24 protein-coding genes, 1 tRNA gene and 1 pseudogene are annotated in these 24492 nt (G+C 67.1%); 12 read left to right on the forward strand and 14 right to left on the reverse strand.

What is annotated here, in order from left to right; all coding sequences use genetic code 11:
* Positions 1-67 precede the first annotated feature (67 nt).
* The 3 genes from DFR31_RS02130 to DFR31_RS02140 all read left to right on the forward strand — a co-directional run bounded on the left by DFR31_RS02130 (position 68) and on the right by DFR31_RS02140 (position 1348).
* Positions 68-394: a high-potential iron-sulfur protein gene (locus DFR31_RS02130; RefSeq protein ID WP_121441012.1), complete on the forward strand. Its 327-nt coding sequence runs from the start codon at positions 68-70 to the stop codon at positions 392-394.
* Positions 395-589: 195 nt separating this feature from the next.
* Positions 590-820, forward strand: a complete 231-nt coding sequence (locus DFR31_RS02135; RefSeq protein WP_121441013.1) for a helix-turn-helix domain-containing protein — start codon at positions 590-592, stop codon at positions 818-820.
* A gap of 63 nt (positions 821-883) precedes the next feature.
* Positions 884-1348: a DUF6231 family protein gene (locus DFR31_RS02140; RefSeq protein WP_121441014.1), complete on the forward strand. Its 465-nt coding sequence runs from the start codon at positions 884-886 to the stop codon at positions 1346-1348.
* Here the strand turns inward: DFR31_RS02140 and DFR31_RS02145 are convergent.
* On the reverse strand, positions 1296-2192 hold the full coding sequence (locus DFR31_RS02145; protein ID WP_170153572.1) for an alpha/beta hydrolase: 897 nt from the start codon (positions 2190-2192) through the stop codon (positions 1296-1298). The two genes, DFR31_RS02140 and DFR31_RS02145, sit on opposite strands and share 53 nt — an antisense overlap.
* A 124-nt stretch (positions 2193-2316) precedes the next feature.
* Between DFR31_RS02145 and pepN the strand changes: the two genes are divergently transcribed.
* The 4 genes from pepN to DFR31_RS02165 all read left to right on the forward strand — a co-directional run bounded on the left by pepN (position 2317) and on the right by DFR31_RS02165 (position 8992).
* Positions 2317-4962, forward strand: coding sequence for an aminopeptidase N (gene pepN / locus DFR31_RS02150; RefSeq protein ID WP_121441016.1), 2646 nt, complete (start codon positions 2317-2319; stop codon positions 4960-4962).
* 57 nt (positions 4963-5019) lie between these two features.
* The gene (locus DFR31_RS02155; protein ID WP_121441017.1) at positions 5020-7128 is read left to right on the forward strand and encodes a carboxy terminal-processing peptidase; all 2109 of its coding nucleotides are present in this window, start codon (positions 5020-5022) and stop codon (positions 7126-7128) included.
* Positions 7129-7197: 69 nt separating this feature from the next.
* Positions 7198-8325: an enoyl-CoA hydratase/isomerase family protein gene (locus DFR31_RS02160; protein WP_121441018.1), complete on the forward strand. Its 1128-nt coding sequence runs from the start codon at positions 7198-7200 to the stop codon at positions 8323-8325.
* A gap of 307 nt (positions 8326-8632) precedes the next feature.
* Positions 8633-8992: a hypothetical protein gene (locus tag DFR31_RS02165; protein ID WP_121441019.1), complete on the forward strand. Its 360-nt coding sequence runs from the start codon at positions 8633-8635 to the stop codon at positions 8990-8992.
* Between the two features lie 39 nt (positions 8993-9031).
* Here the strand turns inward: DFR31_RS02165 and DFR31_RS02170 are convergent, their stop codons facing one another.
* Positions 9032-9868, reverse strand: a complete 837-nt coding sequence (locus DFR31_RS02170) for a hypothetical protein (RefSeq protein ID WP_121441020.1) — start codon at positions 9866-9868, stop codon at positions 9032-9034.
* A gap of 69 nt (positions 9869-9937) precedes the next feature.
* Here DFR31_RS02170 and DFR31_RS02175 point away from each other — a divergent pair.
* Positions 9938-10025: transfer RNA gene (locus tag DFR31_RS02175), tRNA-Ser, on the forward strand.
* Positions 10026-10031: 6 nt separating this feature from the next.
* Here DFR31_RS02175 and DFR31_RS02180 read toward each other — a convergent pair.
* Positions 10032-10913 carry an EamA family transporter gene (locus tag DFR31_RS02180; protein ID WP_121441021.1) on the reverse strand — a complete coding sequence of 294 codons (882 nt, stop codon included), beginning with the start codon at positions 10911-10913 and terminating at the stop codon, positions 10032-10034.
* Positions 10914-11041: 128 nt separating this feature from the next.
* Here DFR31_RS02180 and dksA point away from each other — a divergent pair, with 128 nt between their 5' ends.
* Positions 11042-11446: an RNA polymerase-binding protein DksA gene (gene dksA, locus DFR31_RS02185; RefSeq protein WP_121442132.1), complete on the forward strand. Its 405-nt coding sequence runs from the start codon at positions 11042-11044 to the stop codon at positions 11444-11446.
* Between the two features lie 28 nt (positions 11447-11474).
* Here dksA and DFR31_RS02190 read toward each other — a convergent pair whose 3' ends face one another.
* The 3 genes from DFR31_RS02190 to DFR31_RS02200 are packed head-to-tail and all read right to left on the reverse strand — an operon-like array spanning position 11475 to position 16893.
* Positions 11475-13010, reverse strand: coding sequence for a GTPase family protein (locus tag DFR31_RS02190; protein WP_121441022.1), 1536 nt, complete (start codon positions 13008-13010; stop codon positions 11475-11477).
* Positions 13007-14176, reverse strand: coding sequence for a GTPase family protein (locus tag DFR31_RS02195; protein WP_121442133.1), 1170 nt, complete (start codon positions 14174-14176; stop codon positions 13007-13009). The genes DFR31_RS02190 and DFR31_RS02195 overlap by 4 nt, the downstream gene beginning before the upstream one ends.
* 35 nt (positions 14177-14211) lie before the next feature.
* Positions 14212-16893: an AMP-binding protein gene (locus tag DFR31_RS02200; RefSeq protein WP_121441023.1), complete on the reverse strand. Its 2682-nt coding sequence runs from the start codon at positions 16891-16893 to the stop codon at positions 14212-14214.
* Positions 16894-17113: 220 nt separating this feature from the next.
* Between DFR31_RS02200 and DFR31_RS02205 the strand changes: the two genes are divergently transcribed.
* Entirely contained in the window at positions 17114-17860 is a 747-nt protein-coding gene (locus DFR31_RS02205) for a MarC family protein (protein ID WP_121441024.1), read from the forward strand.
* Between the two features lie 6 nt (positions 17861-17866).
* Here the strand turns inward: DFR31_RS02205 and DFR31_RS02210 are convergent, their stop codons facing one another.
* Positions 17867-18868: a glycosyltransferase family 4 protein gene (locus tag DFR31_RS02210; protein WP_121441025.1), complete on the reverse strand. Its 1002-nt coding sequence runs from the start codon at positions 18866-18868 to the stop codon at positions 17867-17869.
* Between the two features lie 179 nt (positions 18869-19047).
* Here DFR31_RS02210 and DFR31_RS02215 point away from each other — a divergent pair, with 179 nt between their 5' ends.
* The gene (locus tag DFR31_RS02215; RefSeq protein WP_121441026.1) at positions 19048-19608 is read left to right on the forward strand and encodes a phosphatase PAP2 family protein; all 561 of its coding nucleotides are present in this window, start codon (positions 19048-19050) and stop codon (positions 19606-19608) included.
* Here DFR31_RS02215 and mobB read toward each other — a convergent pair.
* From mobB to DFR31_RS02230, 3 genes are read right to left on the reverse strand one after another with little or no spacing between them, the layout of a single operon-like run.
* On the reverse strand, positions 19561-20151 hold the full coding sequence (gene mobB, locus DFR31_RS02220; RefSeq protein WP_121441027.1) for a molybdopterin-guanine dinucleotide biosynthesis protein B: 591 nt from the start codon (positions 20149-20151) through the stop codon (positions 19561-19563). The two genes, DFR31_RS02215 and mobB, sit on opposite strands and share 48 nt — an antisense overlap.
* A 7-nt stretch (positions 20152-20158) precedes the next feature.
* Positions 20159-21190: a tRNA-queuosine alpha-mannosyltransferase domain-containing protein gene (locus tag DFR31_RS02225; protein ID WP_121441028.1), complete on the reverse strand. Its 1032-nt coding sequence runs from the start codon at positions 21188-21190 to the stop codon at positions 20159-20161.
* A gap of 20 nt (positions 21191-21210) precedes the next feature.
* A complete protein-coding gene (locus DFR31_RS02230) occupies positions 21211-21987 on the reverse strand; it encodes a glutamine amidotransferase (RefSeq protein WP_121441029.1) in 777 nt (258 codons plus the stop codon).
* Between the two features lie 79 nt (positions 21988-22066).
* Between DFR31_RS02230 and DFR31_RS02235 the strand changes: the two genes are divergently transcribed.
* A complete protein-coding gene (locus DFR31_RS02235) occupies positions 22067-22321 on the forward strand; it encodes a Smr/MutS family protein (RefSeq protein ID WP_121441030.1) in 255 nt (84 codons plus the stop codon).
* 15 nt (positions 22322-22336) lie between these two features.
* Here DFR31_RS02235 and arfB read toward each other — a convergent pair whose 3' ends face one another.
* The 4 genes and pseudogenes from arfB to DFR31_RS02245 form a co-directional block, all read right to left on the reverse strand.
* A complete protein-coding gene (gene arfB / locus DFR31_RS13935; RefSeq protein ID WP_245971118.1) occupies positions 22337-22756 on the reverse strand; it encodes an alternative ribosome rescue aminoacyl-tRNA hydrolase ArfB in 420 nt (139 codons plus the stop codon).
* A 110-nt stretch (positions 22757-22866) separates the two neighbouring features.
* Positions 22867-23157 (reverse strand): hypothetical protein, encoded by a 291-nt coding sequence (locus DFR31_RS13940; protein ID WP_245971060.1) that lies wholly within the window; start codon positions 23155-23157, stop codon positions 22867-22869.
* Between the two features lie 160 nt (positions 23158-23317).
* Positions 23318-23740 (reverse strand): annotated as a pseudogene (locus tag DFR31_RS14100) (class I SAM-dependent methyltransferase); the annotation flags it as partial.
* Between the two features lie 255 nt (positions 23741-23995).
* A complete protein-coding gene (locus DFR31_RS02245; protein WP_121441032.1) occupies positions 23996-24442 on the reverse strand; it encodes a YaiI/YqxD family protein in 447 nt (148 codons plus the stop codon).
* Between the last annotated feature and the right edge of the window lie 50 nt (positions 24443-24492).

The following is a 24492-nucleotide window of genomic DNA, read 5'->3' on the forward strand; positions in this document are numbered from 1 at the left end:
CAGAAGAAACGCCTCCAGCCCGCTTGTTGCTTCCATCCGATATGGTTCAACAAGGGAGTACCCGAGAATGGCTGACCAAATCAATAAGGGCCGCCGCCGTTTCCTGAAGACCACCGCCCTGGGCGCCGCCGCCGTGCCGTTCACCGGGCTGATGCTGCAGCAGCAAGTGGCCCGTGCCGACCTGCCCCGGCTGAGCGAGGATGACGACATCGCGCGCAGCCTGGACTACAAGCACGACGCCACCCAGGTTGAGCACCGTCGTTACCAGGAGGGCCAGATCTGCGGTAACTGCGCCCTGTGGCGGGGTGGTGACGACGAATGGGGTGTTTGCCAGATCATTCCGGGCAAGCTGGTCGCCCGCGAGGGCTGGTGCAACGCCTGGGTGCAGGGCTGACCCTCACCCCGCGCTCACACCGCCTGGTAGTCAACCGCTGATGGTCCAAGGCCCGCCCCGGCGGGCCTTGTCATTTGCCCCTCCCGGCCGCTATCCGGTCAACCCCCTTCATCCCGTCGCCACCACCCTGTCACACCACTGCCATCCAAGCGCTACACCCTGTGCCTATCTAATTCAACAGACAGGCAGATCAGCATGGCGCGCAAATCCCCGCTGCAGCTCTACCAGATGGCCCTGGCCCTCCACCGCGACGGCTGGCCGGCCGAACAGATTGCCGACCACCTGGGACTGCACCCCGGTTCGGTTACGCTTTGGCTTGATTGGCCCCGAAGCACCTCCCGGGCTGCGCTGGCCGCGGATGTCCGGGCTAGCGCGCTGCGCCACTCCGACGACGCACCGTCCAGCGGAGCTGGCGCGCGCTACTAGTTCCCCTGACCCCTCACCCGTGCGAACATGGGCAGATCCAAAGCCACAACCCGACCGCCGCCGATGAACCAGCAGGCTTTGACGGCCATCCAACACGCACTAGGGGACGCCCGGCCGGAAACGGCACTGGCCGTGGGCGACGTTGCGCGGGAGGCCCTGGCGGGCAACACTCTGGGGGAATGCGTCAGCATTGCACCCGGGGAGGCATTGGCGGCCCTCAGCCAGCATGGCGTATTCGATGTCGCCGTGCTCTCCGGCGTCCTGGAAGGGCTCGGCCAGCGGGACGCCTCCGGACTGCTCGCACGTTTACGGGACCTGCACGCCCGCCGGATCATTCTGCTGGTGGACCACGGCCAGTGCGGCTGGACCAAGCTGGACATCACCGCCCTGGGCCTCACCCGCCTGCAGGACTGGGACAAAACGCACGCCCTTTACGGGTTCGATATCGACACTTACAAGACCACCCCGGACTGGCTCAACCCTGACTACTGGGCAAACCCTGAACTCTGGGACCGGCATCGCTGGTGATCCGGGGCAGCACCTGCTCCTGGAGCCAGTCATCGATGCGCGTGGCTGCCCGCTGCCAGCCATGGTCAAGCATCATGCCGTGCCCCATATCCGGCAGGATTTCCGCCTGGGTCCCGTATGCCTCCGCGGTCGCATGCACCATCCAGGGCGGGAACAGTGCATCCCGGGCCGCCCCCAGCACGAGCAGGGGCAGCTCCGGGTCACGCGGCCGGGGCGGAGTCGCCGGAACGCTCATATCCAGTAACGCGAGTTGCGACTCCTGCTGCAACCCCTGCGCGTAGTGCAGCAGCTGGCGGTCCTCCACCGGCCGCGAAAACAATACCCGCTGCGCCACACTCAAATTGACTTGTGTCGGGCCCAGCCCCTGCAGCATCCAGAGCTCCCAGAGCAGTGGCGGGTCGGCGCAGAGCATCTGCAGCGCCGATGCGGTCAGGCCCATCGGAGGCACCGAGGCCATCAGGACCACCCCGGCCGGCTCCATGTGCCGCAGACACCGTTGCACCACCAGGCCACCCATGGAGTGCCCTACCAGCACCGGCGGCCGCTCCAACTCGCTCGCCACCCGGAGCACATCCTCGACGTAATCCTCAATGCTGGCGCCGTGCAGGTGCTCCCGGTCTCCGCTCTTGCCGTGGCCCCGGACGCTGGGGGCACAAGCGCGCCAACCTCGCCGCGCGAACCAGGGCAGGAAATGGGCGTCCCAACACCAGGCGCCGGCGTAGGCCCCGTGAACGAACAGCAGCGGCGGCGTGGTGGACCGGCTGCCCCGACGGAGCACTTCCAGATCCACATCGTTGCCAGACCCCGGCCAGAGGCCGGTTGTCGGGGTGAAAATAGAGTACATAACACCTCGCATACAACGTTTGTACAGAGTCTAACAGCAACCGCCCGAAGCCGTGGCGCCCAAGCAAGACCGCCTGCGCTAGAGTGTTAGGATAATCCGCACATCGACGTTCACAGGGGCCCCCATGACCGACCAGAAACAGCGGAAGGCGGTAAAACTCAGTGATTACGAGCCGCCCGCCTTCGAGGTGGAGACGGTCGACCTGCATTTCCAGCTGACCGAGGACTGCGCGCGGGTGCGCACCCGGATGCACCTGCATCGGGCCGACGGGGTGGACCTGCATGAGCCACTGCACCTGCACGGCGAGGCGCTGGAACTTGAGGCGTTGTACCTGGACGGCCAACCTCTGGCCATGGACGACTTCCTGCTGACCCGTCAGGGGCTCAGCATCGAACGGGTGCCGGACCGCTTTGAACTGGAGGTACACACCCTCCTCCGCCCGCAGGACAACACCTCGCTCTCCGGGTTGTACCGCTCGGGCGGCAATTTCTGCACCCAATGCGAAGCCGAGGGCTTCCGGCGCATCACCTATTTCCCCGACCGCCCCGATGTGCTCAGCCGGTTCACCACCACTATTGAGGCCGATCGCCAGCGCTACCCGGTGCTACTCTCCAACGGCGATCTGGTGGATAGCGGGGATGCCGGCGAGGGTCGCCACTGGGTCAAGTGGGTCGACCCCTGGCCCAAGCCCAGCTACCTGTTTGCGCTGGTGGCCGGCGACCTGCACTGCCATCAGGATACCTACCGCACCCGCTCCGGCCGCGACGTGCAACTGGAGTTCTACGTGGAGCACGAGAACGCCAACCGCACTGGCCACGCCATGGAAAGCCTGAAGAAAGCCATGCGCTGGGACGAGGACACCTACGGCCTGGAGTACGACCTGGACACCTACATGGTTGTGGCCGTAGGCGACTTCAACATGGGTGCCATGGAGAACAAGGGGCTGAACATCTTCAACACTCAGTACGTGCTCGCGAGCCCCGAGACCGCCACCGACGCGGACTTCGAGGCGGTGGAGGCCGTCATCGGCCACGAGTACTTCCACAACTACACGGGCAACCGGGTCACCTGCCGCGACTGGTTCCAACTCAGCCTCAAAGAGGGGCTCACCGTGTTCCGCGAGCAACAGTTCAGCGAGGACATGGGATCGCCGGCGGTCCAGCGCATCCAGCAGGTCCGGCTGCTGCGCTCCGCCCAGTTCCCCGAGGACGCCAGCCCCATGGCGCACCCGGTGCGCCCCGAGTCCTACGTGGAGATTAACAACTTTTACACCGCCACGGTCTATATCAAGGGCGCGGAGGTGATCCGCATGTACCACACCCTGCTCGGGGACGCGGTGTTCCGGCAGGGCGTAAAGCGCTACCTGGAGCGGTTTGACGGTCAGGCGGTCACGATTGAGGACTTTCGCCAGACCCTGGCGGAGACCGGGGGTCGGGACCTCGGTCAATTCGGCCGCTGGTACAGTCAGACGGGCACCCCGCGGGTGCGCGTGCGCGACGAGTTCGACCCCGCAAGGGGCCGCTACACCCTGCACATCAGCCAGTCCTGCCCCCCCACGCCGGATCAGGCCGAGAAAAAGCCCTTCCACATCCCCGTGGCCGTGGGGCTGCTGGGTCGCGACGGGCAGGCGCTGTCGTTGCGCCTTTCCGGCGAGTCCGTGGCCGAAGGGACCACGCGGGTGCTGGAGTTGACCGGGTCGGAACAGCAGTTCACTTTCGAGGGCCTCGCCGAGCGCCCGGTACCGTCGCTGCTGCGCGGTTTCTCCGCACCGGTCATTCTCGAGTACGACTACGACGACGATGATCTGGCCTTCCTGCTGGCCCACGACAACGACCCCTTCGCCCGCTGGGAAGCGGGCCAGCAGCTGGCCTTGCGAGTGATTCTGCGCCGGGTCCAGGGGCAGGCATCACCCAACGACAGCAGACAGGTCATCCAGGCTTTTCAACAGGTGCTCGAGGCCCCCGACCTGGATCCGTCGCTGGCGGCCGAGGCCCTGGCGCTGCCGCAGGAGGCCTACCTGGCCCAGCACATGGACCCGGCCGACCCGGTGGCCATCCGGGCCGCCCGCGAAGCACTGCGCACGGAACTGGCGCAGGCCCTGGCCAGCCAATGGCGCGACACTTACCGGCGTTACCGGCCAGAAGGACCCTGGCGACTCGACGCCGATCACATCGCCGGCCGCCGGCTCGCCAATCTGGCGTTGGGTTACCTGGGGGCCACGGGGGCCGCAGAGGACAACGGCCTGGTACAACAGCAGTACCACCGGGCCGACAACATGACCGACAGCCTCGCCGCCCTGGCGCTGCTGGCCGATCGGGAAGACGAGGCCGCCGTGACCGCGCTGGATGACTTCTACCAGCGCTGGCGACAGACACCGCTGGTGCTGGACAAATGGTTCCGCGTTCAGGCCATGTCCCGTCACCCAAGGGTGGTCGAGCGTGTTCAGGCGCTGGTTCAGCACCCCGACTTTGACCTGCGCAACCCCAACCGCGTGCGCGCGGTCATTGGCGCCTTCGCGCAGGGCAACCCCGCGGCCTTCCACGACGACAGCGGGACCGGCTACCGACTGCTGGCCGCCCACGTCATACGGCTTGACGCCATCAACCCACAGGTCGCGGCCCGGATGGCGCTGCCACTCAGCAAGTGGCAGCGCTATGATGCGAGCAGGCAGAAGATGATGAAAAATGAACTGCAACGGATAGCTGACGCGCCTTCGCTGTCGAACGACGTGTACGAGGTGGTCTCCCGCAGCCTTGAGGCCACCGGCTGAACCCGACGCACCCGCAACCGTCGGCCCGGACCGGCGGCCCAGACAGGACTGACATTTATGAAATCGCAACTCATGCGTCCCACGCTGATTGTCGCCGGCCTGCTGCTGGCGCTGGTTCTGGTGGTCAGCGGCAACGACGGGCCCGGTCGTCCGGGGCCTGCCGTTGCCAACGCGGACCTGGCAGCGGACTCCGATCAACGGGAGACGGCCAGCGTTATCGCCGACCTGCTCACCCGTTATCACTACCGCGGGCAGGGGCTCGACTCCGCGCTCTCTGACCGGGTGTTCGACGCCTGGCTGGACCAGCTGGACCGTGAGCGCTTCTACCTGCTGCAGGAGGACATCGAGGAGTTCGAGGAGCACCGGGTCGAGCTGCACGAGCAGCTGCGCCACGGCGACCTCAGCGTCCCCTACGCGTTGTTTGAGCGCTACCGGGAGCGCGTGGCCGAGCGGACCGAGTACGCACTGGAGCTGCTCGAGGACGGCCTGGATTTTGATACCGACCTGCGCTTTGAACAGGATCGCAGCGAGGCCGACTGGGCCGAATCCCGCGAGGAGCTGGACCGGATCTGGCTCAAGCGGGTGACCCACGACGCCCTCACCCAGAAGCTGGCCGGGCGCGATCACGAGCAAGTGATCGAAACCCTCAGCCAGCGCTACGAGCGCATCCGCCGCACCACCGAGCAGGACACCAGCGAGGACGTGTTCCAGCGCTACATGGATGCCTGGGCCCACGCCTTCGACCCGCACAGCAGTTACCTCTCACCGCGGCGCTCGGAAGATTTCGACATCAACATGAGCCTCTCGCTCGAGGGCATCGGCGCGATGCTCCAGAGCGAGCACGACTTCGTCACCATCGTCGAGCTGGTCGCCGGCGGGCCGGCCTCCCAGAGCGACGAGCTCTCCCCGGGCGACCGCATCATCGGCGTAGCCGATGGCGAGGACGGTGAGATGGAGGACGTGGTCGGTTGGCGGCTTTCCGACGTGGTGGACCTGATCCGCGGCCCGCGGGGCTCCATCGTCCGCCTGCAGGTGCTGCCCGAGGCCGGCGCCAGCGACACCAGCCCCCGCGAGGTGGTGCTGGAGCGTAACGAGATCAAGCTGGAGGACCAGGCGGCCAGCAGCCAGGTGATCGAGGTGCCGGGCGACAACAGCGAGAAGGACCGGATCGGGATCATCACCATCCCCGCCTTCTACATGGACTTCGAGGCGGCCGAGGCCGGCGACCCGAATTACCGCAGCACCACCCGTGATGTCCGCCGCCTGATCGAGGAGCTGCAGGAGGACGGCATCGACGGCCTGGTGATCGACCTGCGCGGCAATTCCGGCGGCTCCCTGCGGGAGGCGGCCTCCCTCTCCGGGCTCTTCATGGGCGGCGGTCCCATCGTGCAGGTCCGCCGCAGCGGCGGTGACCTGGAGGTATTGCGGGGGGGTGACGAGGCCAACTCCGCACCGGTCTACGACGGCCCGCTGGGGGTCATGGTGGACGGTTTCAGCGCCTCCGCCTCCGAGATCCTGGCTGGCGCCATCCAGGATTACGGCCGGGGGGTGGTCATGGGCAAGGACACCTTCGGCAAGGGCACCGTCCAGACCATGATCAACCTGGACCGCTTCGGCCTGGGCAATGGCGAGGATGGCGCGGGGCGGCTCAAGCTGACCGTGGCGAAGTTCTACCGCGTCACCGGCGACTCCACCCAGAAAAAGGGGGTGCAGCCGGATATCGAACTGCCCTCCCCGGTTGATGCTTCCGAGTTCGGGGAACGGGGCATAGACAACGCCCTGCCCTGGAACAGCATTGAGGCGACGGATTACCGGGCCGACAGCAGTCTGGCGGAGCACATCCCCTCCCTGCGCAGCCGCTATGAACTGCGCAGCGAGGACGACCCGGGCTTCCAGGCACTGCTGCGCGAATACGACCACCTGCGCGAGCGCAGGAAGCAAACCGACGTCTCTCTGAACGAGCAGACCCGTCAGCAGGAGCGCGACGAGGTGGAGAAGGTCCGCCTGGAACTGCATAACGAGCGGCGGAAGGCCGCCGGCCTCGAGCCACTGGAGGCGGACGATGACATTGACGAGGACGAATTGCCCGACGTGCTGCTGGAGGCCGCGGCAGCGGTGATCGCCGATCTCAAACGCCTGCAGACCGCCTACACGGCACAACGCTGAACCCGCGGGGCCGGGCCGCCAGGCCCGGCCCCCAACCCCGCCTGATCAGAATAAAACCGAGGACAAGCCATGCCCGAGAGCGAGGCGCACTTTTACCACCAAGTGTTGCCGGGTGCCCAGGGCGGCCCCGGCATTGCCGTGGCCACCCTGGCTGCACCGCGTAAGCTGAACGCCCTGGATCTGGGGATGATCCAGGCCCTGACCCGGCAGCTGGCGGCCTGGGCCCACGACCCCGAGATCGCCTGTGTGGTGCTTGAGGGTGAAGGGGAACGGGCATTCTGCGCGGGCGGTGACGTCCGCGCCGTCGTCGAAGCCCTGCGCGGTAACCGCAGCACCGGGCTGGCCTTCGCCGAGCAGTATTTCAGCGCGGAGTACCGGCTGGATCACAGCCTGCATGTTTACCCCAAGCCGTTGCTGGTCCGGGGTCAGGGCGTGGTCATGGGCGGCGGCTTGGGACTGTTCCAAGGGGGTGACCTCCGGGTGCTTACCCCCACCTCCACCCTCGCCATGCCCGAGATCACCATCGGGCTGTTCCCGGATGTCGGGGCTTCCTGGTTTCTCCAGCGCACGCCCCCGGGCACCGGTGCCTATGCGGCCCTGACCGGCACCCGGTTGAACGCCAGCGATGCCCTGTTCATGGGCCTGGGAGACGTGGTCCTGCCCGAGGACCACCGGGAACAACTGATCCAGGCCCTGCAGCAGGTGGCCTGGACCGGGCGCGCCCAGGAGGACCTGGGCCGGATGCACAACGCCGTGCGCCCCCTGGCCCTGCCCCGCCCGGAGCTCTCGGACTCCCCCATGCAGGCCAGGGCCGAGCGGATCCGGCAGCTCATGGCCTGGCCCACTTTGGCGCAGCGGGTGGCGGCGGTGCGGGATTCCGCCCGCCACGACCCCTGGCTGGAGGAGAACGCGGAGCGGATGGCAAGCGGTGCGCCCTCCTCGCTGGCACTGCTCCACGAACAGTTTCGCCGCACCCGTCACCTGGCCCTGCGGGAATGCTTCCAGCTGGATCTGGTCCTGGCCATCCAGTGCTGCCGGCGTGATGACTTCGTTGAGGGCGTGCGGGCCCTGTTGCTGGACAAGGACCAGAACCCCGGCTGGCAGCCGCCGGCGCTCAGCGATATCACGCCAAGCTGGCTGGAAGACCACTTCGCCTCACCCTGGGCAGACCAGCCCAACCCCCTCCTCGATTTGTAAGCCCTGCCGGGCCACCGGGCGAAGCCGGCGGCCCGCTCACCTCCCTTCGCCTCTGCCCTGCCCCGCGACTTCTCGTGGTGCGCTGCGGCATCTTGCCTCAGTGCACACCTTGGAATTGGTCTGACCTATGGCAAAACTGATGATATAATCATGTTGCATTGCAAAAATAACTCCACCCGGACATTGCACAAGGCCGGCCTCAGAGCCGCAAAAGGCCGCAGCAGTCCGGGCCACAACAGCGGGAGGAGTCCACCAAGTAATCCGCTGAACTGTTACGGGCCACAAAACGGCCCCGGGAGTTGAAGAGATGTATACCGCGCTGATCTGCCCGTGCTACGCGGACGGTATAGAGCAGGAGGCCAAGCGCCACGGTGGTTTTGTTGCACGCGGCCTGATGGCCCACCACCCGGCACAACCGGATGCAACAAGCAATTGGGTATTCGCACTGCTTCCCGGAGAGCCGCCGGAAGCCGGAGAGGTGATCCCGCTGGCCGCTGACGACGTCATCCGTTCGCTGGAGGCCGAGCGCGAGCGCTACCAGGTCATGGCCCGACAGCACCCGGATACGCTCTGGCAGGAGGCCATCCGTGCCCTGGACGAGATGCTGGACCGTCTGTACCGCAACCAGACCCATACGCACCAGCCCCCCGTCGCGCAGACCGCGTGAGCCCGATCCGCCCCGCCCCCCTGATGCGGGGCGGTTCGCTCAACCGTCATAACCCAACTGCCCATTTCGGGCTTCGGTCTCCTCGCGCACCTCGGACGCCGGCCGGTTGGCGTCAACCCCCAGGTAGACATCCCGGTAAGAGACGTACATCAGGGCGGCCGCTGCTGGCAGCACGGCCACACCCGCCCAGCCCAGCGTCACCGCCACCAGTGCAATACCGATCAGAAGCGCCCCGCTGACCCCCATCATCGGCACCGGGTTCAGGCTGTAGCCCTGGGCACTGACAATGGCCGCCGGTTGCACGGGGGCGTTGTGCAGCACCAGCATGGGCAACAGGAACCATTGCCCCAGGGCCAGGAGCACCAGAAGCAGTACCCCACCGGTTAACCCCAACAGGCCACCAAAGACGTAGACCGGCCCCAGTAGCGCATGGCTGAGCGGCGGATCCGCCGGCGCACCGCTCTCCAGCTGCGGCGACCAGTAGCCGGCCTGGGTAACCAACTGCTCGAAACCGGCCACAACCGGTTGTAGCGCCAGGAGCGCCGTCCCGTGCAGAGCCGAGAGGACGGCGGCCAGGGCCAACGCCGCCAGGCAATCCCGGTTGCCGGGCAGCACCAACCCGGTACGCGCCGGCTTGCTGTAATCCGCCACCAGGGCGAGGCGCAGGAACAGGACCAGGCCCAGCGGGACCACCGCGAGGGTGCCCAGGGTGCGCAAAGGCGCCCATGCAACCTGCTGGCTGACCAGATGGAGCAGCACCACGGCCACCGTCCAGCCCGCCCACGCCAACGGCCGTCGCTGGATCAGCTCGGCCGCCTGGCCGATCCACTCCTGCCAGGCGGCCGGCTCGACTTTTCGGGGTCCCAGTGCACTCATGGTGCGCCATTCCGGCCCATCGCCGCCGCCTTGTCAAGCGCGCCCGCTTCACCGACAATAGGCGCCCCCGGAGGAGTGGCTGAGCGGTCGAAAGCGGCGGTCTTGAAAACCGTTGACCCGCAAGGGTCCGGGGGTTCGAATCCCTCCTCCTCCGCCAATCATTTCAACGCGTTGTCCCGAATACCTCAAGTCGCGCGTAACGGGAAAAGCGGGCATTCACCCAGAGTGAAAAGGCGATCACCAGCCCCCCGGCGGCCAGTCGCAACAAGTCGGCGTCCCGGTTCCAGACCAGCAGATTCACCAACAGCCCGGCCGGCACCAGGGCGTTGTTCATCACCGCCAGCGTTCCGGCATCCACCAGACACCCCCCACGGTTCCAGAGGTAGAGCCCGAGTCCGGAGGCGGCCACTCCCAGCCACAGCAGGACCAGCCACTGCGCAGCGGTCTCCGGCATCATGGTCCGGTCACCGAAAACCAGCCACGCTGGCAGGGTCACGGCCAGGGCGCCGATAAAGAACAGGAAGAAGTAGCGGTAAGCCGGCGTCTCCGTTGGATAACGCTGTAGCAGGTGCTTGAAACCCACCTGCCCGGCCGCGAACGCGCAGTTGGCCACCTGGAGCAGGAAGAAACCCAGCCAGTACCCCTCGCTCAGCCCCTCGTACCGGATGATACCCGCGCCCACCACCGCCAAGCCGGCCGCCACCAGGGCGACCGGTGCGAAACGCCGATGCAGCGCATCATCCAGCAGGGTGACGTACAGGGGCGTGGTGATCGTGAACAGCAGCACCTCGGGCACGGTCAGGTAGGCGAAGGAACGGTACAGGCAGAGGTAGGTCACGCCGAACTGCAACGCCCCCACCAGGAGCATGCCGGCAATCAGGCTCCGCCGCAGCCCGGCGAGACGGAGCAGAGGCAGGAACACCAACCCACCGAGCAGCACCCGGGTGAGCACGGCGAAATCGCTGTCGACCTGGCCGCTCAGGTACTCACCGATCAGGCTGAAGGAAAACGCCCACAGGGCGGTGACAAAAAGAAGATAACCCATACGATCGTCCGCGCCATTCAACGATGGAATGCCCCTCAGCCCGGGCTGGCGTACTCCCCCGCCAAGTGCGGTATGCTGGATTCAACGCGACAACTTTGCACTGTGCCGTAAAGGAGGCCCAGGCCATGCTGACCAAGGAACAATTGCTAGCCAGCCCGCCCGAAGACTACATGAACGAGGCGCAGCTGGCCTACTTCCGCAACCTGCTGGAGCAGGAGCGCCAGGAGATCCTCGAGGGTCTGGAGAGCACCACCAACCACCTGCGCAACGACAACACGCGGGAGTCCGACGAACACGACCGCGCCTCGCTGGAGGAGGAGTACCAGCTGGAGCTGCGCATTCGAGAGCGGGAGACCCGCCTGTTGCGCAAGATCGACGAGGCACTGCACCGCATTGATACCGGCGAGTACGGCTACTGCGAAGAGACCGGTGAACCCATCGGCATTCCGAGGCTGCTGGCCCGGCCCACCGCCACGCTGAGCATCGAGGCCAAGGAGCGGGCCGAAGTGGCGGAGCGGACCCGGCGCTCCTGAGGCGGATCACCGGCAGCGGCGGCGGGTGCTAGCGCCGGCGCAGGCCTCGCCAGAGCCGCTGCCCGCCCCGGCCCAACTGCCCTGCCACCTGGCGCCACCCCCCCATTGGCTGCCGCGCAAGCCGGACCCTGCGGGTCTGCTCCATGGCAGGCAGCAGGCCGGCCACCTCCGAGACCAGCCGTTCCAGGTTCCAGGGGGCATCGCCGCGCAGGCTGAGCGGTATCACCTGCCCCCGCTCCACCGCCAGGTCATCGGCAATGGCCCCGACCGCGGCATCAATGCGCCTGGCCTTCGGCCGCTCTTCCAGAGGGTCCAGATCATACGGCGGCTGCCACTCCCGTTTGGGGGATAACCGGTCCACGTGGCTGGCCACAACCCGAACAGGGGGGCGCCGACGCTCCGGGTGGGCCTCGAACCAGCCGCGGACCGCATCCAGCGCCGCCCGGTCCACGCCGCGGTCGGCCCGGTGCGCCGCGCACACCCAGAGCACCAGGTCGGCGCCGGCCGCCGCGTCGACCAGTGCCTCCTGTGCCCAGCCCGTCCCCAGGCCGGGGGTGTCCACCAGCAGCACCGGGGCAACGCCCTCGCGCTGCAGGCGATAGCCCGTCTGCCCGGCGGTGAGCGGCAGCGCGTCCGCGCCGGCGAGGGGCTCCCCCAGCAGGGCGTTTACCAGGCTGGATTTCCCGACCTGCGGCTGTCCGACCACCAGCACCCGGGGAACGCCCGGCAAAGGCCTGTCCGCATGGCCGTCGTCGCTCTCTTGCTCCGCAAGCCGGGCCAGGGCATCGGCATCCCTTTGCAGGCGCCCGGAGTAGAGCTCGATGGCGGCCCGCCCCACCTCCTCCACCCAGATCCGCCCCAACCGGCGCAGCAGGTAGGCGCGGGCACTGGAAGACAACTCCTGCATGAACAGCTCCCGCAGCTCCGCCGCCAGAGCGTGCAGTGGGTTGGCCAGACGGGCCAGCCGATAGGCACGCCAGGCCTGCCGCCCGTAGGCCAGTCCGGAGCTGACCACCGGCTTGTAGCCCCACAACCGCAGTACCCGACCGACGCGGATGCGATGCGAGAGTGGCACCTCCTCCAGCAACAGCTTACGCAGGCGGGCGCTGATCCGCTCACTGAGCAGGAGCGCCTCCGGCAGCGTGAACTCCCAGAGCGGGTCCTCTTGTGCGGGATGATAGTGGGCAGCCACCCGGCGCAGGGTCTCCTCTGCCACCTGCAGCAGGCGGTCGCGGTCGGTGATGCATGCGTCGGTGACATTCTCGCTCAGGCGCGCCACCCCCGTCCAAGCGGCCTGCTCCAGCGGTGCCCAGTCCGGCTCTGGCGGGCGGACCGGCTGCTCGGCCTGCTCACGCCACTCCGCCGTCACCCCCCGCCGCACCCACCATGCCGCCACCCAGACCAACCCGGTGGCACCCGCCGTCAGCCCCATCCAGAGTAACAGCCGGTCGTGCTGGTAGAGCCAGAGCAGGCCCAGCAAGAAGACGGCGATGAAGGGTGCTGCCAGCAACAGACCGGCCAGCACCAGCAACAGTGCCTGCGGGCGGGGCAACCCCGACTTCATTCGGCTGCGCCCCGGCTTTCGGCCCGCCGCCGGGCGAGGTCCAGCGCCTCCCGCAAGGCCTGCCGGTAGGCCGCTTCCACACCCTCCGTTGCATCACGGCCGTCGCGGGTCCGCGACAGATAGGTGCAGGCCGCGATACCCAGCGCGTAGGTGACCGCGAAGGTCGCGGCCGCTGCTGCTGCCGCTCCGGCGGTCTGGCCGTAACCGGGGATGAGCTTCCCCAATTGCCGCGCGCCATGGCTTAACCCCAGCCCGGCGAGCGTGCCCGAGCCCAGGGCGGCAGTGAACGCCCTCAGGCTGCCGGCGTCCCAGGGCACCCCGTAGATACGACCCAGGCTGTGCAACAACTTGCCCTGCATCGCAGGCACCGAGACCACGCCCAACACCGGCACCACATCGCTGGCCGCTGCCGCGCTGGCATAACCGAGGATGTGTGGGCGGGCACGCCGGGCCCGGGGGTCGTCCGCCGGGCGACGCAATGCCTGCAGGATGGCGGCCAGCCGCCCCGGGGCCTGCGCCTCCAGCGCATCGAGCAGGGCGGGCAGGCCGTAAAACACCGGCGTATAGTCCTCATCGGGCAGCGTCAGGTCCACCGGCACCACAACCACCGGGCCCTTGCCCGGCAGGGCGCGAAAGGCATCGGCCTGTTGCCGGCGGCAGCGGGCCAGGTCCTCCAGGCCGGGGGCGGCGTCCAGGGCCGGGTACGGCGGGTGATCACGGTCGTCCGGGTAGCCCTCGTGGAGGCAGGTCTGCACCAGCAGCACGGGCCAGTCGGGGTGACGGCGGCGGACCGCGCGCAGGGTTTCCAGGACCTCGTCCTGGTGCAGGTCCATGGCGCGGGCCACGGCCACGACCATGTGGGCGCGTTCGGTCAGTCGGGCCAGGTCGTCACCCGGACCGCCGCCTACCTCCCCCAACCCGCGGGTATCCAGAAAACGCAGCACCGGCGCCTCTGCCGGGTAGTCGTAGACCCGCGCGCTGCGGGTGCAGCTGCGAAACCCCTCGCCGATCGCCGCCGCACTGTCGCCGGTGATGGCGCCCACGATCGACGTCTTGCCGGACTGGACCTTGCCCAACAGCCAGAGCACCGGGGCCTGCTCCCGCGCCTGCCGCGCGATCTCCGCCTGATCCAAATCGGCACGCTCCGGTCTGATCACCGCGTCCATGAGCCGTTGCCAGCCGCGGGAGAGGCGCGATCCGTTCACTGCTTGTCCTGTCGTGGCGCCAGGGCGGCCACCTCGTCCTGGATCAGCCGCACCATGGCCTGCTCGTCGTCACCCGCCGACTGCAGGCGCTCGACACTGATAGGCTCCCCCACCACCAGTGTCACCCGGCCCGGCCGCGGAAACCGCCGGCCCTGGGGCATCAGCTCGCGGGTGCCTTCGAGCCAGACCGGGACTACCGGTACCGGCCAGGCCCGAAGCAACAAGCCCACACCGGGCTGAAAAGGCTGCAGGGTGCCGTCCGGCGATCGGGCACCTTCCGGAAACCACACCAGGCTGTCCTGTCGCTGGAGCGCGGCCGCCGCCAGGGCCAGACTGCGGCGCGGTGCGGTCGCCGGATCCACGGGCAGCACCCCGGCGGCGCGGCTGAACCAGCGGCTTACCGGCCCCTGGAACAGCAGCCCGGTCCAACCGGCCCAGCGCAGCCGCAGCATGAAGGGCAGGCCCATGCCACGGGACAGCACGATGGGGTCGAGGACGCTGAGGTGGCGCGGGGCAATCAGCACCGGCCCCTCGGTGGGAAAGCGACCACGCACCTCCACGCGCACCCACAACCGGGTGAAGAGCCGGGCGATCAACCAGAGCAGACGGGCCGACCCCTTACTGACCGCACTGCGCGGTTGCAACCACTGCTGCAGGTGCTCGGGCAGGTGCTCATCCGGACGCTTCAGCACGCCGACCAGATCGCTGGCGGAGGCGGTATCCTCCGCGCCCTCGCCCGCGGTGTCCCGCTGGCCGACCCCGGCCGCCTCGCGCAGCAAGTCACGGACGGTCTCGATGCGGCCGATGGCCTCGTCATCCAGTTCAATCCCGATCCGGTCCCTGAGGGTCAGGCTGAGGTTGACCCAGGCCAGGGAGTCCAGCCCGAGGTCCAGCGACAGGCTGGTATCCGGGGTCAGGCGGAAATCGGGATACTTCTTTACCAGGTACTCCCAGGTCGCCTCGGCGGACGGGTCGGTGAGCAGTTGCTGGTCCTCCGGCGCCATCGCCTCGCGGGCCATGGGCTCGGCCCGGGCGGCCGTCATCCCCCCCTGCTCGGCCAGTGCCTCGTAAAGGCCCTGCAGTTCATGCCGCCGCAACTTGCCCAGCCGGGTGCGCGGCAGCGGGTCCATGGAGACTTGCAACTTCCCGGGCCGATGGTGGCTGGGCAGCCCCCGGCCGGCGGACTGAACCGCACTGATCAGGTGCTCGCGCAGCGCCTCCCCTTCGTGGGCCCGCATCAATGACGGCTCCGGTACGGCCACCGCCACCAGGCGCCCGCCATACTCCAGCACGCCCACCTCGCGGACGCCTTCACCCTGCACCAGAGTCGCCTCTACCCGCTCCGGGTCGATGTTCTCGCCCCCGGGCAGCACGATCATCGCCGAGCGGCGACCGTGCAGGTAGAGGAACCCATCGTCGTCCAACTCGCCCAGGTCGCCGGTACGAAACCACCCGTCCTCCTCCAGCACCTCGCGACTCTTCTCGGGACGATTCCAATAGCCGTGAAAGACGTTATCCCCCTTTGCCAGTACCTCGCCCACCTCCCCCGGCGGATCGATGCGCAGGGAAACACCCGGCAGCGCTTTGCCGGCACTGGTTACCCGAAGCGCCTCCGCCGGGTTATAGGTGAGAATCGGCGCGGTCTCGCTAAGCCCGTAGCCGGTGGCCACCTCCCAGCCCAGGGCACGGAGCTTTTCGGCGAGCCCCGGATCGAGCGCGGCACCACCGGAGACCACCATCCGCAGGGAGGGCGCCAGGCGTTGGTGCAGGCTACGGAAGAGCTTGCGGCCCAGCCGCCAGCCCAGCTTCTGCCGGGCCCACATCGAGAGACGCAGCATGCCGTGGAACAGGCGCGCAGCCACCGCCCCGCGCCCCGCCACCCGGTCCTCCAGCGCCGCCCAGACGGCGTCGTAGAGGCGGGGGACGCCGAGCATGATAGTGGGGGCACACAGCTGCATGGCCCGCACGATCTGCGGGCCAACCAGCGAGAAGGGCAGGACGAGCGGCGCCCCCAACCGCAGCGGCACCAGGATACCGACCGTGAAGGGGTAGACGTGGTGGAACGGCAGGGGCACCAGCACCCGGTCCTCGCTACCAGCAACGTCCTGGCGCACCAGGGAGGCCACGTTGCTGGCCAGGTTATAGTGGGTCAGAGGCACGCCCTTGGGCGCCCCGGTGGTACCGGAGGTATAAAACATGGTGGCCAGGTCCTCCGGCTGGACGTCCGGGGCCAACGGTTCATCGCCCCAGAGCCTGTGCCAGCAGTCCTCCGCCTCCGCTGGCGCATCCATGCGGTAGATCGCCGGCGCCGGCTCCACCTCGGCACCTTTGACCCGCTCGACTAATGCCTCGGTGGTCAGCACCCAGCGCGGCTGGGCGTCGTGCAGGACGTAGTGGAACTCCTTGAGCGGCATCTGGGTGTCCAGCGGCACCAGCACTCCGCCCGCCTGCATCACCCCCAGCGCGGCGACCACCCAGTCGATGCTGTTATGGGCCACCAGGGCCACCCGGTCGCCCTTCCCCAGGCCCTGTTCGGTCAGGCCACTGGCGAAGCGGCCAGCGCGGGTCAGCAACTCGGAGCGGCCGCACTCCTCGACACCGTCGCGGGTGACGGCAACCGCAGCCACTCCGTCGGCGGCGTGCAAGGACAGCAGTTCAGGCACTGTGGATGCGCTCATCGGCACCTCCCCGGACGGGCAACAGGGGCCTGCTCAGCTACTCGTCGTCATCCTTCCAACCGAAGAACAGGGTCTTGATGGCATAGCCGAGCATGACCAGAAAGAGAATGACCAACGGCGCCAGGATAAAAATCACACCGTCGCCTAATACTTCAAATAGCGGCATGGGGCCTCCCAAATTTCGTCACTGGCGCCGATAATAACACCCGGGAGGAACAACATGCTGGTACTGCTCGAATACTTGATTATTACCTTCGTCGCGGTGTTCGTGATCGTCAACCCGCTGACGACGTCGTTCGTTTTCATGGCCTTGCTGCCCACCGCATCGGTCAAACGGCGCCGGGCTATTGCCCGACGGGCGACAATCATCGCCACAGCGCTGTTTTTCCTGTTCGCCACCCTGGGCGGGCTGATCTTCCAGATCTTCGGGATCACCCTGGCCGCCTTCCGCATCGCCGGCGGGCTGATCCTTTTCGGGGTGGCCATGGCGATGATCCGACAGACCCTGCCCAAGGAGGCGGAGGCGGCCGAGCAGGCACGCAGCGACGAGGGGCGGATCACCGATGACGTCTCGGTCATCCCGCTGGCCATCCCCTTCATCAGTGGGCCCGGCTCCATTGCAACGGTGATGATCCTGACCAGCGAAGCCCCTACGATCTACCACACCGCGTTGGTCTACCTGGCGGTGCTCACCTGCACCATCACCTGCTATTTCGCGATGATCTACTCGCGTTACATCGTGAAATTCCTCGGCGAGACGGGCAAGGAGATCCTCACCAAGATCTTCGGCCTGATCCTGGCGGTGCTCGCCATCCAGTTCGTGATCAATGGGGTGAGTGATGCGGTGACCGGCTACATGCTGGACTACAACCTGCTGGACGGCGCCGAGGTGCAGGACCCGCGAGCCATAGAGCGCTGGGACCTCCGGGATGAACTCCCACGTCCGGATGCGCCGGAGCCAGAGTGAACGCGCTCAGGCCGGCTGCAACAGAGCCTCGAACTGGCGGGTGCAGGCATCCCAGCCGAACCCCAGCGCCGCCTGGCGCACCGCCGACCGGTCGAGCCGCAAAGCACACAGCGCCGCCGAACGCAGGTCATGGTCCAGGACGCCGGTTAAGCCGGGCCTGACCACGTCCAGCGGGCCGGTGACCGGGAATGCGGCCACCGGCAAGCCGCTGGCCATTGCCTCAAGCATCACCAGGCCAAAAGTATCCGTCCGGCTGGGGAAGACAAAGACATCCCCTGACGCCAGGTAACGGGCCAATTCATCGCCCCGCCGGTACCCAACAAAAACCACATCGGGGAACTGCCGCACCAGCCCGGCCCTGGCTGGCCCGTCACCAATCACCAGCTTCGTCCCGGGCAGGTTGAGCCGCAGAAACGCCGGCAGATTCTTCTCCACCGACAACCGCCCCGCATACACCCAGACGGGACCGGGCAACCCGAGATCCATCCTCTGGTCCGGGTGGAAGCGTTCGGTATCTACCCCGCGGGACCAAAGCTGCAAGCGTCCAAAACCGCGCTCCGCCAGTGCGGAACAGACGCTAGGTGTCGGCACCAGGACGGCTTCGGCCGGGGCGTGAAAACGGCGCAACCAAGCGTAGCTGACCCCCTCTGGCACCGGCAGGCGCGCCCGGAGGTATTCCGGAAAACGGGTGTGATACGAGGTGGTAAAAGGCCGGTTGTGTGCCAGGCACCAACCCCGTCCCGCCTGCCCCATAGGCCCCTCGGTAGCGATATGAATGCAGTCGGGCCCAAACCCGTCCAACAGTTCATTAACCCGGGACCGGGGCCGCCAGGCAAGCCGGATCTCAGGGTAGCCGGGCAGCGGGATGGTGCGCATGCCCTCGTGATCGGGCGCGACCACCCTCACCTCATGCCCCTGGCGGCGGAGATGTTCCGCGGTATGCGTCAGCGTGGTGACCACGCCGTTGACCTGGGGCACCCAGGCGTCAGTGCAGATAGCAATTTTCATGGCGGCAAGGGTGCAAGCCCGTCATGACAGGACCGAGATCCGCCGGTGACAGCGGTATGACAGCGTCAAGCGCCGGCTCACAGGCACGAGGATTGTCATCGCGTTGCAACCCGACGGTAACCCGATCGGCGCATCGGCCCCCTACGCTCGCCGTCAAGCCCACGCACCGAGGACAGTCCATGCGCATCATTCGCCCCCTCGCACGGTTCGACCGAATGGAGGTCGCCGTTTGCCGCTTTTTTAACCAGCAGGCGCAGCGGCGCCCCGTACGCCATTCCTTTGCCCTGGTCAGCCGACTGGGTGACGGCCTATTCTGGTATGCGCTCATGGGGACGTTAATGCTGTTCGAAGGGCTGCAGGGCAGTGTTGTCGCCCTTCAGATGGGTACCACCGCGCTGGTCGGGGTGGTGGTTTACAAGGTACTGAAGGGGACGCTGGTCCGGGAACGCCCCTTCATTAGTCATGGTGGCATCCGATGCGCGGCCGCCCCGCTCGACCGCTACAGCTTTCCCTCCGGGCATACCTTGCAGGCAGTGTTATTCAGCACCGTGGCCATGGCCTGGTTCCCGGCACTGGCCGTGCCGCTCCTCGGGTTCGTGATGCTCGTCGCCCTGTCGCGGGTGGTGCTCGGCCTGCATTACCCCTCGGATGTACTGGTGGGCGCCCTCATCGGCTACGGACTGGCCCGACTGTCACTGTGGCTCTATCCGGCCACCCCCGCCATCCAGTTGCTGAATTAGAAAGCGGGCCACTGCCGCCGGGTCATTCAATGGCAGGACGGGCCGGTCGGTTCGCACCCTGCCGAGCGCATCCGTCGCCACCGCCACGATCGCGGGATCCTCGGGGTAGAGCGCACGTTCGCTGTACGCCGGGCGGTAGACCTCGATCTTAGGGAAACACTCGTGTCGGAAGCCCTCCACCAGAATCAGGTCAATGCTGTCCTGATCCAGACGTGCGAGTTCCTCCAGCAATACCGGGTCGGGCTGTTCGGCCGGCCGCTCCACCATCAGCGCGAACCGGCGCCCGGAGGTGAGCAGCACCTGCCCGGCGCCGGCCTCGCGCAAGCGGTGGCTGTCCTTGCCCGGCTTGTCCACGTCGAACCGGTGATGGGCATGCTTGACCAGGGCCACGCGGAGACCGGCGGCGCTCAGGTGGGCAATCACCCCCTCCAGCAATGTGGTCTTGCCCGACCCGCTCCAGCCGGCGAAGCCGACAACGGGCACCCGGGCCGAGGCCGGCAGCAGCGCCTGCCAGGGATGATCGGCGGGCAGTGTTTTGCTCATGGTTCCCTCAAAATGGCGGTGTCAACAGGGCCTGCCAGCGCGATGTAAGCGCGGGTGCCAGCCAGTCGCTGACATCGGGGGCCATGGGCAGCCCGTTCGTCAGCCAATGGGCCAGCCGCCCGACCAGCGCGTCCTCATCGCCGACGGGGTAGCGGAAGGCAGCCGGGTACTGCTCCGGATAACAGAGCGCGTCCGGCACCAGCGGACAGGCCCCCGCGCTCACCGCCTCCAGCATTGAGACCCCCTGGAATTCGTGCCGGGTGGTACTGACCACCACACCGGCCCGCGCCAGCAGCCGCCGGTATTCTGCCCGATCCACCCGCCCGTCCGCCACGATCCGCCCCGGCAGCGCCGCCCGCAGGGTGGCCAGCGCCCGGGGCACCGGCTCGGGGCGCGGCCCCAGCAGGGCCAGCCGGAAGTCCACGCCACGCCGGGCCAGTGCCAGCATTGCCCGGGTGAAAAGCTCCGGCTGTTTGTCGTACTCCCAGCGGTGGTTCCACAGGATCAGGCGCGGATCCCGCGCCTCCGGCGCCAGGGGTGGCACGGGCACAGGCAGGATTTCACAGGCATGGGACAGGCGCTCCGTCACGCCGGCGGGCACCGCATCGGGCATTTTGCGCAGTAGCGCCGCCACGCCCTGCAGGAAGCTGTCCCGGTTCCATGCGGAGTTGAACAACAACCGTTGGGCGGCCAGTGCGCCGTAAAGCTGCACCATCTGCGGTTCGACGCTGCGGACTTGGCGGGGACTGACCGGGTAGGCAAATTGGTTCTCGTGAAAATAGTACCAGGCCGGCACCTGCGCCAGCCGGGGGTGGAGGCCCCGCAGGGTGGCCAGGTCCACCATGGACGTGGCGAGTATCAGGTCCGGGGTGTGCTCGGGCAGAGCATCCAGCCAGGAAAGCGGATTCCCGCGGATTCGCCAGCTGAAGTGACGGCCGGGCAGTTCCCGCCGAGTCCATTTCAGGTCGGGTCGGCTCTCCACCACCCAGTCTGCCCAAGCGGCATGGCTGTCCGCCCGGTAGGCCGACAGCAACCACACGTTCGCGCCACCGCCTTCCCTCACGCGGGGATCGCCGCACTCACTGGCCGCTCACCACCGTTATGAACCCAGCGCTGTGCCAGGGCCCCGAACCGGCGCAGCAGCCGGGCAGCTGCGGGCGTGCCACGCACGGCGTGGAGCAGCTTCTCCGGGTCCTGTCCCTCCATCCGCAGCTGGGGGTCCAGGTGGCCGATATAGGCCCGCATCACGGCCGGGGAAAACTCCGGATGGAACTGCACTCCCCAGGCCCGTTGGCCCACGCGGAAGGCGTGGTGCGGCTCAAACGGGCTGCGGCTGAGTACGACAGCGCCTCGCGGTAGGTGGCGGACGAACTGCCTGTGCACCACTTGCGCGGGAAAAGCGGGCGGCAAGCGATTGAACAAACGATCGGCGGTGGCGGCCTCGGTGCGGTGCACCGTGGTGGTACCGATTTCCACGCCCTGGTCACGGTAATCCACCGCGCCGCCCAGAGCCTGGGCTAACAACTGGTGGCCGTAGCAGATGCCTAACACCGGCACCTCTCGTTCCACCAACTCCTGAAGCCAGGTCTCGGCAGCCGGCGTCCACGGCTCTCCTTCTGTCACCATCCCGTGAGAACCGGTAATGACCACCCCAGCCAAACACTCCGGGACAGGCAGCCGGCCGCGATCGCGCGGGTCCAGCACCTCAACCGGCAGGCTCACCGGTCCGAGACCGCGGCGTATCCAGTCCTCGAAATCACCCTGATCGGCCGCAAGCTTGGGGAAGGTGGAACCGGTCTTCAGGATGACGAGCGTTCGGGTGGGATCTTCTGCCATGGCTGTTCCGGATTGCCGACGGGTGTGTTCCTATTGAGCAACAATAGGATAACTGAAAACCGGATGTGGTGTGCAGCTTATGGCCAAGATCAAAATCGACTTACACGATTGCTTCAATGACGGCAGAAAAATCGACCGCGCGCTGAACGACGCGGTGGAACAGGCCTGCCGCAAGGGGGTGAAACAGGTAGAGATCATCCACGGCCGGGGCAGCGGGCAATTAAAAAAACGCGTGCTCAAGTTCCTGGAACAACCGGAAATCAAGGCCCGCTATCACCGGGTGGAGAAGGACACGAAAAACCCCGGGCGGTTATTCGTGCATTTCCGCCATTAACCGCCCGCCGCCCCGTTACTGGTCCTTACTCGGCTTGCCGCGCAGCTGCTTCAGGCGTCCACGTTGTTTCTTACTGTCCATGCGCCGTTTCCGGGCGCCCCGCGTGGGCCGGGTGGCACGGCGCTTTTTCACCGGGCGTGCCGCTTCCTGGATCAGCTCGCGCAGGCGTTCCAGGGCGTCCTGGCGGTTCTGCTCGAGGGTGCGGTGCTGCTGCGCCTTGATGATGACCACCCCGTCCTTGCTGATGCGCTGGTCGGAGAGGCTCAAAAGCCGTTCTTTGTAGAACGGCGGCAGTGTCGAGCGGTTGATATCGAACCGCAGGTGCACCGCTGTGGCGACCTTGTTCACGTTCTGGCCACCGGCGCCCTGGGCCCGGACCTGGCTCAACTGGATTTCCCAGTCGGCCAGCACGACGGCGTTGGAGATCTTCAGCATCCCGCTATCATCGGTCATCTGACCGCAGCACCACAAACCCGCTCCCGGCCAGCGGGTCCGGCCACGCCTCCTGCTACCTGGACCGGACCGTGCCCGCCTTGACTGGCCGGTCAATCCCGTCGTGCGGTAACGCACCAGGAGCTGGAGGGCATCACCACCCTGCCCTGCTCCAAGTAGGGGTGCAGTGCCTCCTTCAAGGCAGCTTCGATCTGCGTGCGTTTCTGCTCTGCCTCCTTCCCCGCCTCGCGAAAGACCTCGCCGGCCGGTCCGATGGCCAATTGGAAGTTGACGGCGTCCTCCAGCGAGTCGCCCACCGTGACCGGCCCGTCGATGCGATCGAACTGGATCTCCCGGAACCCGGCAATCTCCAGCTGTCGGCTGACCACGTCCGGGTTCGCCATGGAGAAGGGCCCGGGCCCGCACGTCCGGGCGTCCTCCCCCGGGGGGTGGCAGGAAGTCGAGGACCACCTCCTTGGCCATACCCAACCAGGGATTGTCTTTCGCCTCACGCCATACGATGAACATGAGCTCGCCACCCGGTCGCAGGGCGGTACGGACATTTCGCATGGCCGCAACGGGGTTTTCAAAGAACATCATCCCGAACCGGGAGAAGGCCATATGGAATGCGTTGTCGAAGGGGTAGCGCTCCACATCCCCGGCCACGAACTCCACGTTCTCCAGGTCCTGGTTCCGCGCCTCCTCGCGGGCGCGATCGAGAAACGCATCCACGCAGTCCACGCCCAGAACGTAGCCGGTCGGGCCGGTCTTGTGGGCCAGGGCGATGGCCGTATCCCCCCAGCCGCAGCCGACATCGACCACCCGTGTCCCGGGTTCCAACCGCAGCGCATCCAGCGGTACCCGGCTGTGATAACTCAGCCCGTCCATGAGGATATGGCGAAAGCGGTTAAACTTCGCTGCCAACGTGTCATTCCAGAATTCCACGTACTCGGTGGGGGCCGCAACCCCCTCGCTGATCTGACTCATGGCAGGTGCCCTCCCAATGATGGCGCACACAGGCGCGGGGCAGCGGCGACGGCCGTCGCCGCTGGGGGGCTGCGGCAATGCGCTTGCCACGATCACAGCGACACGGGAGCGGATCCGCGTGAGCGTCGGCACGCCTGCCGCGGCAGTTTCCCGCTCAAAGTATAGGTAGGGGGATTGGGTGAATCTGCGGTGGGGGCACTGCGGTTTTGGGTCAGATACCGCGTAAAAACCAACACGCGTGAGCCGGCATTGCGTTCAACGGTTGGCGGTCAGATACCGGTCCAGCTCGTTGGCGAAGGCCTGTCGGTCCCGCTGGCTCATGGCAGGTGCTCCGCCGGTATCCACACCGCTGGCACGGAGGGTATCCATGAAGTCCCGCATGTTGAGACGCGACTTGATATTGCTGGCGGTATAGCGCTCGCCGCGGGGGTTGAGGGCGTGCGACCCCTTCTCGATGACCTCCGCGGCCAGCGGGATGTCGCCGGTGATGACCAGGTCCTCCGGTTCGACGCAGCGGACGATTTCATTGTCGGCCACGTCGAAACCGGGGGCGACCTGCACCCGCCGGATGTACCGCGAAGGCGGTACCCGGACGGGTTGGTTGGCCACCAGGACCAGCGCCGTACGGGTGCGTTCCGCGGCCCGGAACAGGATCTCCTTGATGACGCCAGGACAGGCGTCGGCATCCACCCAGATGGTCATGGGCAGGCTCCCTTATGCTGCCCGGGGTCGGGCCCCGAAAACGCCCGCAC

Origin of the sequence: Alkalispirillum mobile (genome assembly GCF_003664325.1) — a bacterium.
Classification (GTDB): Bacteria; Pseudomonadota; Gammaproteobacteria; order Nitrococcales; family Halorhodospiraceae; genus Alkalilimnicola; species Alkalilimnicola mobilis.

Excerpts from the sequence above, each read along its gene's own strand:
- DFR31_RS02230 (WP_121441029.1), bottom strand. The coding sequence starts at position 21,987 with ATGGCAGAAGATCCCACCCGAACGCTCGTCATCCTGAAGACCGGTTCC.
- DFR31_RS02235 (WP_121441030.1), top strand. The coding sequence starts at position 22,067 with ATGGCCAAGATCAAAATCGACTTACACGATTGCTTCAATGACGGCAGA.
- DFR31_RS02180 (WP_121441021.1), bottom strand. The coding sequence starts at position 10,913 with ATGGGTTATCTTCTTTTTGTCACCGCCCTGTGGGCGTTTTCCTTCAGC.
- DFR31_RS02130 (WP_121441012.1), top strand. The coding sequence starts at position 68 with ATGGCTGACCAAATCAATAAGGGCCGCCGCCGTTTCCTGAAGACCACC.
- arfB (WP_245971118.1), bottom strand. The coding sequence starts at position 22,756 with ATGCTGAAGATCTCCAACGCCGTCGTGCTGGCCGACTGGGAAATCCAG.
- DFR31_RS02205 (WP_121441024.1), top strand. The coding sequence starts at position 17,114 with ATGCTGGTACTGCTCGAATACTTGATTATTACCTTCGTCGCGGTGTTC.
- DFR31_RS02145 (WP_170153572.1), bottom strand. The coding sequence starts at position 2,192 with ATGTACTCTATTTTCACCCCGACAACCGGCCTCTGGCCGGGGTCTGGC.
- DFR31_RS02200 (WP_121441023.1), bottom strand. The coding sequence starts at position 16,893 with ATGAGCGCATCCACAGTGCCTGAACTGCTGTCCTTGCACGCCGCCGAC.
- DFR31_RS02215 (WP_121441026.1), top strand. The coding sequence starts at position 19,048 with ATGCGCATCATTCGCCCCCTCGCACGGTTCGACCGAATGGAGGTCGCC.
- DFR31_RS02155 (WP_121441017.1), top strand. The coding sequence starts at position 5,020 with ATGAAATCGCAACTCATGCGTCCCACGCTGATTGTCGCCGGCCTGCTG.
- DFR31_RS02195 (WP_121442133.1), bottom strand. The coding sequence starts at position 14,176 with ATGGACGCGGTGATCAGACCGGAGCGTGCCGATTTGGATCAGGCGGAG.
- mobB (WP_121441027.1), bottom strand. The coding sequence starts at position 20,151 with ATGAGCAAAACACTGCCCGCCGATCATCCCTGGCAGGCGCTGCTGCCG.
- DFR31_RS02165 (WP_121441019.1), top strand. The coding sequence starts at position 8,633 with ATGTATACCGCGCTGATCTGCCCGTGCTACGCGGACGGTATAGAGCAG.
- DFR31_RS02190 (WP_121441022.1), bottom strand. The coding sequence starts at position 13,010 with ATGAAGTCGGGGTTGCCCCGCCCGCAGGCACTGTTGCTGGTGCTGGCC.
- DFR31_RS02170 (WP_121441020.1), bottom strand. The coding sequence starts at position 9,868 with ATGAGTGCACTGGGACCCCGAAAAGTCGAGCCGGCCGCCTGGCAGGAG.
- DFR31_RS02245 (WP_121441032.1), bottom strand. The coding sequence starts at position 24,442 with ATGACCATCTGGGTGGATGCCGACGCCTGTCCTGGCGTCATCAAGGAG.
- pepN (WP_121441016.1), top strand. The coding sequence starts at position 2,317 with ATGACCGACCAGAAACAGCGGAAGGCGGTAAAACTCAGTGATTACGAG.
- DFR31_RS02135 (WP_121441013.1), top strand. The coding sequence starts at position 590 with ATGGCGCGCAAATCCCCGCTGCAGCTCTACCAGATGGCCCTGGCCCTC.
- DFR31_RS02140 (WP_121441014.1), top strand. The coding sequence starts at position 884 with ATGAACCAGCAGGCTTTGACGGCCATCCAACACGCACTAGGGGACGCC.
- DFR31_RS02210 (WP_121441025.1), bottom strand. The coding sequence starts at position 18,868 with ATGAAAATTGCTATCTGCACTGACGCCTGGGTGCCCCAGGTCAACGGC.
- DFR31_RS02160 (WP_121441018.1), top strand. The coding sequence starts at position 7,198 with ATGCCCGAGAGCGAGGCGCACTTTTACCACCAAGTGTTGCCGGGTGCC.
- DFR31_RS13940 (WP_245971060.1), bottom strand. The coding sequence starts at position 23,157 with ATGGCGAACCCGGACGTGGTCAGCCGACAGCTGGAGATTGCCGGGTTC.